The 9,750-nt window shown below is 44.3% G+C and carries 11 protein-coding genes; 8 read left to right on the forward strand and 3 right to left on the reverse strand.

What is annotated here, in order from left to right; translation table 11 throughout:
- Positions 1–54: 54 nt before the first annotated feature.
- From QUB12_RS11105 to QUB12_RS11115, 3 genes are all read right to left on the reverse strand, one after another.
- Positions 55–519: a hypothetical protein gene (locus QUB12_RS11105; RefSeq protein WP_333144762.1), complete on the reverse strand. Its 465-nt coding sequence runs from the start codon at positions 517–519 to the stop codon at positions 55–57.
- A gap of 309 nt (positions 520–828) precedes the next feature.
- Positions 829–1,389 (reverse strand): sugar O-acetyltransferase, encoded by a 561-nt coding sequence (locus QUB12_RS11110; protein ID WP_333144761.1) that lies wholly within the window; start codon positions 1,387–1,389, stop codon positions 829–831.
- Between the two features lie 277 nt (positions 1,390–1,666).
- Positions 1,667–2,341: an MBL fold metallo-hydrolase gene (locus QUB12_RS11115; protein WP_333306741.1), complete on the reverse strand. Its 675-nt coding sequence runs from the start codon at positions 2,339–2,341 to the stop codon at positions 1,667–1,669.
- Positions 2,342–2,374: 33 nt separating this feature from the next.
- Between QUB12_RS11115 and QUB12_RS11120 the strand changes: the two genes are divergently transcribed.
- From QUB12_RS11120 to QUB12_RS11155, 8 genes are all read left to right on the forward strand, one after another.
- Complete coding sequence (locus QUB12_RS11120; protein ID WP_333306743.1) at positions 2,375–3,847, forward strand: site-2 protease family protein; 1,473 nt, start codon at positions 2,375–2,377, stop codon at positions 3,845–3,847.
- A 481-nt stretch (positions 3,848–4,328) separates the two neighbouring features.
- Entirely contained in the window at positions 4,329–5,441 is a 1,113-nt protein-coding gene (locus QUB12_RS11125; protein ID WP_333105143.1) for a glycosyltransferase, read from the forward strand.
- A gap of 92 nt (positions 5,442–5,533) precedes the next feature.
- Entirely contained in the window at positions 5,534–6,184 is a 651-nt protein-coding gene (locus QUB12_RS11130) for an IS607 family transposase (RefSeq protein ID WP_333306749.1), read from the forward strand.
- Between the two features lie 9 nt (positions 6,185–6,193).
- On the forward strand, positions 6,194–6,814 hold the full coding sequence (locus QUB12_RS11135; RefSeq protein ID WP_333306745.1) for a transposase: 621 nt from the start codon (positions 6,194–6,196) through the stop codon (positions 6,812–6,814).
- Entirely contained in the window at positions 6,808–6,951 is a 144-nt protein-coding gene (locus tag QUB12_RS11140) for a zinc ribbon domain-containing protein (protein WP_333306747.1), read from the forward strand. Before QUB12_RS11135 ends, QUB12_RS11140 begins: the two co-directional genes overlap by 7 nt.
- A gap of 597 nt (positions 6,952–7,548) precedes the next feature.
- Positions 7,549–8,235, forward strand: coding sequence for a reverse transcriptase N-terminal domain-containing protein (locus tag QUB12_RS11145; protein ID WP_333148350.1), 687 nt, complete (start codon positions 7,549–7,551; stop codon positions 8,233–8,235).
- 10 nt (positions 8,236–8,245) lie between these two features.
- Complete coding sequence (locus QUB12_RS11150) at positions 8,246–9,400, forward strand: group II intron maturase-specific domain-containing protein (protein WP_333148347.1); 1,155 nt, start codon at positions 8,246–8,248, stop codon at positions 9,398–9,400.
- Positions 9,381–9,545: a zinc ribbon domain-containing protein gene (locus QUB12_RS11155; RefSeq protein ID WP_445252100.1), complete on the forward strand. Its 165-nt coding sequence runs from the start codon at positions 9,381–9,383 to the stop codon at positions 9,543–9,545. The genes QUB12_RS11150 and QUB12_RS11155 overlap by 20 nt, the downstream gene beginning before the upstream one ends.
- Positions 9,546–9,750: the final 205 nt, after the last annotated feature.

A 9,750-nucleotide genomic window follows, 5' to 3' on the forward strand; every position in this document is an offset into this window, starting at 1 on the left:
TCCGTGCATCCGCTGGCTGAGGCACTGCTAAATTGCCCCAGTTGCGGGATTTGTTTAAAGAACCTTGTGAGTGTGTTCGTGCTGTTTCACATTGTCTTCAGTGCGAATGATGCGCTCGGAGTTGAGCACCCTTTTGCGTTCTAAGGAATAAGTAAAGTCGTTGCGAACTGTTCCCAAGGGAATGTGAAGTTGAGCTTGGGGGCGGATTTTGTAAGTGCGGGCAGCAGCGATCGCCCGAAAGCCAAATTCTTCGCTAAACTGAGCGGATGTCGGGAATTCTGGCAACATTTTGGGTGTTTCGCCGTCGAGCACTGCTCCCAAAGTCGTCCCGCAAACCATTAAATAGGATGTGGGAATTCCCTTCACAATTGCTTCTAAAGCTGCTGAGGGAATAGCTTCGATTACTTGCACTTCAAAAACTTCGCCTTCTTCTTTGATGAAGCAGGTAGCTACACCGACTGCTATGTAGTCGTCGGTGCCGAGATCAGGAGCGTTGGGATAAACTGTTGCAGTCGTCATAAGAAAAGCTTGGTAGTGTGGAAACCGGGAACGAGAAATTATATCATTTCCGGTAACACCGGAATGATGTTGGCTGTTGACTGTTGACTGTTGACTGTTCACTGTCAACAGTCAACCGTGAACTCGAATTTACTATTCCGATGCTAACGGATTTGATATTAAGCGATTTTAGATTTTAGATTTGAGATTTATTGCACGGTTTTTTTCGGGGATTTTACGTGAAAAATCTTAAACCGGCTGTTCTAATACCTAAAATTTTTTGGTTAAGCTCCAAGGAGCCGATCGCACGATTGTGTCGATCGTACCACATCAAGGTAGATGCCGGATGATTCGGCAAGGATTCCCCGCCGCCACAACGTTTGCGGGAATATCTTTGACAACAACACTGCCTGCGCCGATCGTGCTATTGTCGCCAATAGTGACTCCTGGACAAATAATACTGCCGCCGCCAATCCAAACATTATTGCCAATATTAATTTCAGCGGCGAGTTCTAGGCCAGAAATTCTCATTTCCGGGTCTGTGGGGTGAAAAGCGGTGTAAATTTGTACGTTGGGCCCGCACAATAAATTTTCGCCAATATTAACTCGATTGCAGTCGAGAATCACGCAGCCAAAATTCATATACAATCCGTTTCCCGCATAAATATTACTGCCGTAGTCGCAGTAGAAAGGTGGCTCGATTTCAACTTTTGGGCCAACTGCACCGAACCATTCGGCGAGAATTTCTAACCGTTTGTCTGGTTCGTCTTCGCGGGTTGAATTGTAAGTTCTGGCGAGGCGGCGGGCTCGCTGGCGATCTAAAATTAATTGCTCATCGGCAGCTAAATACAATTCGCCGGCAAGCATTTTTTGTTTTTCGGTTTTTTCCACAGTTTTTTCCACGGTAAGAATCGGCGGTTTCAACCGCTACTTCACCAACAAACTTCCTTTCTAAGTGACTGAAGAATAATGTAGGGTGCGCTAAGCTGTGTTGCATCTAGATTGCCTATGGTACTAGAGAGGGAGAGGGGGAGAAGGGGAGAGGGGGAGAGGATTTGACGATTTTTGATCGGGACTCGAAATATACAATTTAAATGCACAACAGCTTAGGCGCACCTTACCGCTATAATTAGCGCGTCAGATCATTTTTTGATTTTGTAGCATACATTTAGGGTTCAGGTTTTGACTGCAAACAAACAGCTAAATCCAGATTGGCTAATTTCTCAAAAGCTCGATCGATCGATCCTTTTCCCCGCAAAAAACCAGTATTTGCACCGGGACAAATATACTGTAAAGTTTCCGGCGAAAATCGATCGATAATTGACTTGACGCTGTTAATTTGCCTAGGCCAGTGAAAAGTTTTTGCCGTCAACAGCGGTACTGGGGCACCTTCGAGGTTGGGAAGCAAGTGTCTGCCCGAAAACAGCACTCCACCGCTGCCACTATGATAAAGGCAAGAGGAACCAGGAGAATGGCCAGGAGTCCAAAATGCTTTCATTCGATCGCTCACCACAAATTCTCGCTCAAAAACCGTCACCTTCACACCCGGCAGTAAATAAGCTTCCTGCTCTTGAATCAGGATCTCGCACCCCGTGGCTTCCTGAATCTCCCGCGCCTTGGCCATAGCGCCGCGGTGGGTGAGAAACAGCAGTCGCACGCCGCCGTGTTCCCGCAAAAATGTTTGGTTAATCTCATCCCAAGCGGGACAATCCACCAGGATGTTAGTTTGGTTTTCTACAATGAAATAGGCTGTTGCACCCAGGGTATCCCGGTTAGGGGGGAAAGCCAGGATATTGTCGAGCACGGGCCTGGGTTGTTTGGAGACTGAACTCTGTTGTTTCAAGGAAGTATTTCAGAAGGGAATGGGATAAATATTATGTTCTTTTTACTATGGTTGTTCGTATTGGGGCTGATATCGTACTTCTTGTTGCAGAACGGCACCAGCCGCATCACCAGGACTCCGATATGGCTGCTGTGGCTGGTAATGATGGCGCCCGCGCTGATTTGGAGTGGTTGGATGTTAGTGTACGGCACCAGCAAAACTGTACCGCCGGAGTTGGTAATTATACCTTTTCTGGTTTGCCCTTTTTTGTATTGGTTTTTGGTACAGTTGGGGCGCAAGAAAATTACTGCCGAAACGGCAGAGCAGTTACCAGACTCTGCGACTGAACCTGTAAAGCCAAAACCGCCCGTGCGCCCGATCAATCAAGAAGAAGAAGCGAGTTTGCGCGATTGTTTTCCTTGGTCAATTTACTTTTTGCGAGATTTGGAATTTCGGCCGCAGGCTGTAATTTGTCGCGGACAGTTGCGGACGAACCCGGAGGCGGCTTATCAGGCGATTCGGGAGAATGTGGAGAGGCTTTTTGGCGATCGCTTTTTAGTAGTATTTCAAAACAGCTTGAGCGGTCAACCTTTTTTTGCTATCGTTCCCAATCCCAGCCACCAATCAGGGGAAACTCCTGTCACAACCGAATCTGCAACCCGGCCATTTTTCGCCTTAGCTTTGCTGCTAATCACAGTGTTTACGACTACGCTTGTCGGGGCGCGACTTGCTGGAGTTACTGAACAAGCTTTGCAGTCCAACCCATCAATGTTGCTGCAGGGTTTGCCTTACTCGCTGGCTCTAATTACTTTTTTGGGAATTCACGAATCCGGCCACTATTTAGCTGCCAGATTTTACCAAATTCGCACGACTTTGCCTTATTTTATTCCGATTCCTTTTTTCTTGGGAACTTTTGGCGCCTTCATTCAAATACGGAGTCCAATTCCCAACCGCCGAGCTTTATTTGATGTTAGTATTGCCGGGCCCCTGGCGGGTTTAGTTGCGGCAGTGCCATTATTAATTTGGGGTTTGGATCATTCGACAATTGTACCGCTGTCAGACAAGTCGGGAATGTTAAATTTTGACTCTTTCAAACCCAATTTTTCGCTGCTGATGAGTCTCTTGAGCAAGTTAACCTTGGGTGGTGCTTTCAATGCGGAAACTGCGATCGATTTGCATCCGGTAGCGGTGGCGGGTTATTTGGGTTTGATCGTGACGGCGTTTAATTTGATGCCGGTGGGACAACTCGACGGCGGGCACATTGTACACGCGATGTTCGGCCAGCGAGCGAGTATGGCGATCGGGCAAGTTGCTAGACTTTGTATGCTGCTGCTTTCTTTTTTGGAACAGGGTTTACTGCTGTGGGCAATTATTTTGTTTTTCACGCCGCTAAACGACGAACCGGCGTTGAATGATGTCAGTGAATTGGATAATGGGCGGGATTTTTTGGGGCTAATAGCGATCGGGCTTTTGTTAATGATTTTGTTACCCGCGCCCAGGGTACTCCTTGAGTGGTTAAATGTTTAGTCTCAAGAAGGGGAAGGGGAAGGGGAAATAGGAAGAAGGAAAAGGTTCATAAATCCTAGGGACTTTAGCATTTATCAACCCGCTCTTTCTAGACGCGATCGCGACGAGCGCGGCAAAATACATATTGTTAAAAAATTATCATCAATATTGACATTGAAACCATAGATGTGTTATTGTTTTCCCTGATTACGGGATAGATTCACCCACTGCAAGTGCTGCCATAGGTGCGATCGGCTAGATTTGCTAGCTAGTAGCTAGGTAAATTGGGAAGTCGATTCAGGGGAATTGGCATTTCAAATTTAATTAAACAGGACTTACGCACAGCCTATACATATAGCGTTCATATAGCGTTTCGTAGGGGCAATCCCTCCGGCGTTGCCTCTATCCATAGGATTGTTGCGTCCAGAACTATTGAATTTACCCTAGTCCCCTCGTCTTTGGTATAATGTGCGGGATCATTTAATAAAATTAAAATCGAGCTATGAATATTTTTGTACTTTCTTCACGGGGTTTATGGTCGAGCGTTTCCTGGGACCCTGTTTTTGAATTAGAAAATATTGTGGTACGAACCTGCAACGCACAACTTTTGGTACCATCTGCCCGCGATGTAATCCAGTGGTCATCCACACTTTATCCGCTAGCTGGTCGAGTAATCCGTAAAGCTGTTAAGTCTACTACAGGTGTATATAATTTACCACCTTTACCTCAATTGTCAGACAAACCTAATGTTTTACTGATGATTGGGATATCAGGAGCCGATCTGGAACTACTCTCAAGTATACCTAAGTGGAGGGAGCGTTTTGATGTTGTCATCGCTTATATTTTCGATTCTTGGGCACCGGAAATTTATTCAAAAAATGTCTATCATTTAGATCATTTATTCGTGGCACTTCCAGAAATTATAGATGAACTGAAAAAACGTTTTGGTATACCAGTATCCCTGATCCCTTTTGCTGCTGATGTTCTCGCTCAGGGTTCGTGTCAACTCAAGCGTTCAATAGATTTAACAAGCTTCGGGCGGATACCTTCACATTATGACACTGTGTTGTTAAATAAATTCAATCAACCTGGTTCCGAACAAATTTACTATAAATCTACGCCCAGAACAGCAGAGGAATTTCCGAAATTGCCTTACGAAATGCGTAGAGACGAGCCAGATACTCGGCTGCTATTTCACATTCTCAGACATAGCAAACTCACCTTGGCATTTGACACTCTCTATCCTGGTATGCGTCGGTTTCCTTACTCGTTTATTACACTGCGTTGGTTTTATGGTACTGCGACTGGCGGTGCGGTAGTTGGGAAGCGTCCAACTACACCTCTAATGGATGAGTTGATGAATTGGGAAGATGCTACTATTGAGTTGCCCGATGACCCGCAAAAAAGTGTTGAATTCATTAATGAACTTTTACAGGACGAGGTGAGGCTTAATTCTATATACAAACGCAACTATGTTGAGAGTTTAGCCCGTCACGATTGGAGGCATCGGATTCAAAGTATGCTGGAATCTGTGAAAATTCCTCTACCGCAGGGACTGCTGGAAGAACTGTCACAGATGAAGATGATTCATGAAAAAATGGTCAGCCGATTTTAGATTTGGGATTTGGGATTTGGGATGGGAGCTAGTACCTAGGTAGCGAATAAATAGACAAAATGGTACACTTATAGACAAAGCTACGGTGTACCATTTTGTTTAAACCACACGAATTCGCGAAAAAGCTCGGATTGTCAGTAAAAACACTCCAGCGTTGGGATGTTTCAGGAAAACTACCAGCCAAGCGCACCCTGTCGGGGCATCGGTTCTACACAGAAGACGATTTCTTGATAGCCAACGGCTTGAAGCCCGTAGAAGCCAAACGAAAGATCGTAGTTTACTGTCGAGTTTCATCCAGCGGGCAAAAGCCAGAGCTAAAAAACCAGTTGCTAGCGATGGAAGCCTTCTGCTTGGGACGAGGACTGAGCGTTGACGACTGGGTATCAGAAATTGGTGGCGGACTAAACTTTAAAAGAAAAAAGTTTCTAGCAATTATGCTGTCAATGCTCAAAGGTGAAATATCAATAATTGTAATTGCACACAAAGATAGGATGTGCAGATTTGCCTTTGAATTCATCCAAGAACTTGCCGTATCAGTCGGATGTGAAATTATAGTCGCCAACCAAGAATCACTGTCTCCTCAACATGAATTAGTAGAAGACCTGATGGCAATAATTCACTGTTTCTCCTGTCGGCTGTACGGTTGGCGAAATTACTCCAAGGAAATCAAAGAAAATTTAAAAAATGCTATTGACAAACCAGTACAGGACGTGGCAGAGTTAAACAAAGAAATCCAGTGTTGAGGTCGAACAATGCTTCTATCCATCAAAACAAAGTTAAAGCTAAACAAAAGTCAATCAACAGTTATGAGTAAACACGCTGGCATAGCGAGATTTACTTATAATTGGGGACTGGCTACTTGGAGCAGCCTTTATAAAGATGGATTGAAGCCCAACAAATACTTGCTCAAAAAATTCTTTAACAATCATGTAAAACCTGAATTTACGTGGATAAAGGAGGCGGAAATCTGTCAAAAGATAACTCAATACGCCTTTGACAATCTTGGAGATGCGTTTGCTAAATTTTTCTCAAAAAAAGGTGGATATCCCAGGTTTAAGAAGAAAGGGCATCACGACTCTTTCACGATTGATGCTAGCGGTAAGCCTATCCCCGTAGGTGGTACGTCTATAAAGTTACCGACAATCGGCTGGATAAAAACTCACGAAGGGTTGCCTCATACAACTTGCAAGTCAATCACCATCTCGCGCACTGCCGAAATTGAACTAGCAAAGCATCATGCAAAAATAGCAAACCTCAGAAAAGATACTCTGCATCAAATCACTACTTACTTATGCAAAAACCACGCAACGATAGTAGTAGAAGATTTGAATGTCTGTGGAATGCTAAAGAATCACAAACTTGCGGTATGGTAATAGCTGACTGCGGATTCCACGAATTCAAGCGCCAGTTAGAATACAAAGCTAAAAAGTTTGGCTGCGAGATCGTCGTTGCCGACCGCTGGTTCCCATCAAGCAAGACCTGTGTGCGATTCGTTCAGTCGAAACCGTGAAAACGGGGGATAACTGGCTTCTCTGGGGTAATCCTTAAAAGGATTGAGTTCGCACTTTAATCCCCTGTAGATGACAACTGAATTACCTTGTATGTGACTGCAAGTACCCTAGAAAGCAGAAGTCATACCCTACAAGTGCAGTAGTGACAGCACTACCCCTACTGAGGAGATTGGTTATCAAAATTGGTAAAGCGGGGTAGAAAGGTGGTAACTGCGAACTGTACGCAGAACACCATCGAGCATGAATTTATGAGTAAAGCTGCGGCTTGAATCCACGTCTGAACCATCGTGATGCTTAATGGGCTACGACAGTTATTGCCCAAGCCAAAAGGCAAAGATAACGGTGCTGGCAATTGCAGGTCTGACCAGTATGCACTACCCATAAACGGGCGTGGAAAGTGGGACTCTAAGGATTCAAACAAAAGGTGATTTGGAACGAAGTAACCCCTCAAAATCTCTCAGAATGGTCGAAATCTGAGCAGGAAACCATCCGCATGAATCGAGGGGAAGGATTGTCTAAGAAGCCAAAGCTTTGAGTAATATCGAAGATATGCTGACGTAGACACTTTGACTCAGATTGTAAAGGTGTAATTAGTAATGTATAAGTCTAAAACCGAACAACAGTTCAGGGTGGAATGGGAGAATGACATCCCTATCTGTATAGGTCAAGAGTCAAACCAGCAATGGAGAGACATCAACTGGAAACAGGTAGAAAGAGTCGTCTACAAGTTACAAACACGCATTTACAAAGCCAAAAGTCGTGGTGATTACAAAGCTGTCCGCAGGCTTCAAAAGACTCTGATAAATTCACGGTCAGCCAAGCTACTAGCTACCAGAAAGGTAACACAAGATAATCAAGGTAAGAAGACGGCAGGAGTGGATGGAATTAAATCTCTATCCCCAGAAGCACGTCTCAAACTTGCAGGACAATTACAACTTACGGATAAAAGTCGAAAAACTCGCAGAGTATGGATACCCAAATCCAATGGTGAAAAACGTCCACTTGGAATACCCACAATCAGGGACAGGGCAACTCAAGCCTTAGCTAAGTTAGCACTCGAACCGGAATGGGAAGCCATATTTGAGGAAAATTCCTATGGTTTTCGTCCGGGTAGAAGCTGCCATGATGCTATAGTCGCAATCTACATACATATCAACCAAAAGCCTCGATATGTATTGGATGCGGATATCGCTAAATGCTTCGATAAAATCAATCATCAAGCGTTGCTAAAGAAGATTAACAGCTTCCCAAGAATGCACCCAGCAGATCCAGGCATGGCTTAAATCTGGTGCAATGGATGGAAACCAACTCTTCACGACCGATGAAGGTACTCCTCAAGGTGGGGTAATATCCCCCTTACTGGCAAATATAGCCTTACATGGTTTAGAAAAGCTGGTTAAAGAGTATGTCAAATCAATCGATAGGAAGGATGTCAACGGCTACAAAATTAGACCGAGAGACAAAGTGAAAGCCACTGCACTAATCAGGTACGCTGATGACTTTGTGTGTATGCACGAAGAAAAAGAAGTTGTCGAAGGTTGTCAGAGAATTATATCCGAATGGTTAGCCGAAATGGGATTAGAATTAAAACCAAGCAAAACCAGAATCTGTCACACACTCGAAGCAGTAGAAGACCAAAATGGTTTTAACTTTCTTGGCTTTAACATTCGACAATATCCCACTGGCAAATATAGAAGTGCCAGAAATTCAAACGGTAATCCACTAGGATTTAATACGCTCATCACCCCAAGCAAAGAAAAAAGAGCCACCCACCAGAAAAAACTGGGAGAAGTGATAGACCGTCAGCTTAACGGAAAACAGTCCGAATTAATACTTGAACTTAATCCAATTATCAAAGGCTGGTCAAACTACTACTCCCATGTTGTCAGTCAGGAAACATTCAGCAACATGGATTATCTAGTCTGGCAAAAATTAAAAAGATGGGCTATTCGTCGTTGCCCAAAAAGCAATAAGTACGAAATATTCTCAAGATATTGGAAAACAGTAGGCACGGACAACTGGAGATTCTGCACGACCGAAGGATTGAAGTTAGCCAAACACGGCGAGACAGAAATCACAAGGTTCGTCAAGGTTCAAGGTAACAGAAGTGTTTATGACGGAGATTTTACCTACTGGGGAACCAGACTGGGAAAACATCCTGAAATTCCAATGAGAATGGCAAGGCTACTCCAAAAGCAGAAAGGAAAATGTGCGTACTGCGGAAACTATTTCAAGCAAGACGATGTTATGGAAATTGACCATATTCAACCAAAATCTCAGGGAGGGAAAGACCAATATGGCAATCTCCAACTTCTTCATCGTCATTGCCATGATACAAAAACTGCCAGCGATGGTAGTTATGGTGCTTGTGTAAAAAGCTCAGTCAAAGAGGAGCCGGATGAGGTGAAAGTCTCAAGTCCGGTTCTGAATGAGAGGTGGGGAAAGTGATTTCCCCATCGACTCTAACTCAAATTGCGGACACATCCAAGATATGCCGTTGAAAGAAAGGATTTACAACTGTGAAAGTTGCGGTCATTCGATGGACAGGGATTTAAATGCAGCCATAAATTTATCGCGGTTGGCTAAACCGTGAAAGCTTACCGAGGGATAGCCGCTCCCATGCTCCCGATGAAGTAAGAAGCAAATGTCTAGACTTGTCTAGTATTTGTAGAGCAGAATTACTGATACTTTTAATCCAGACAATCCCCGACAATCGGCAACAATCTGAATATAGCACACTCATCAGACAGGTCCCAGAGTATGGTGGTATCCCACAAAGCTTTGAGAAAAATCCCCAA

Source organism: Microcoleus sp. B7-D4 (assembly GCF_036705125.1).
Lineage (GTDB): Bacteria > Cyanobacteriota > Cyanobacteriia > Cyanobacteriales > Microcoleaceae > Microcoleus.

Bases quoted from the DNA above. Each gene is read 5' to 3' on its own strand.
- QUB12_RS11105 (WP_333144762.1), bottom strand. From the start codon at position 519: ATGACGACTGCAACAGTTTATCCCAACGCTCCTGATCTCGGCACCGAC.
- QUB12_RS11120 (WP_333306743.1), top strand. From the start codon at position 2,375: ATGTTCTTTTTACTATGGTTGTTCGTATTGGGGCTGATATCGTACTTC.
- QUB12_RS11125 (WP_333105143.1), top strand. From the start codon at position 4,329: ATGAATATTTTTGTACTTTCTTCACGGGGTTTATGGTCGAGCGTTTCC.
- QUB12_RS11135 (WP_333306745.1), top strand. From the start codon at position 6,194: ATGCTTCTATCCATCAAAACAAAGTTAAAGCTAAACAAAAGTCAATCA.
- QUB12_RS11140 (WP_333306747.1), top strand. From the start codon at position 6,808: ATGGTAATAGCTGACTGCGGATTCCACGAATTCAAGCGCCAGTTAGAA.
- QUB12_RS11145 (WP_333148350.1), top strand. From the start codon at position 7,549: ATGTATAAGTCTAAAACCGAACAACAGTTCAGGGTGGAATGGGAGAAT.
- QUB12_RS11150 (WP_333148347.1), top strand. From the start codon at position 8,246: ATGGATGGAAACCAACTCTTCACGACCGATGAAGGTACTCCTCAAGGT.
- QUB12_RS11155 (WP_445252100.1), top strand. From the start codon at position 9,381: ATGAGAGGTGGGGAAAGTGATTTCCCCATCGACTCTAACTCAAATTGC.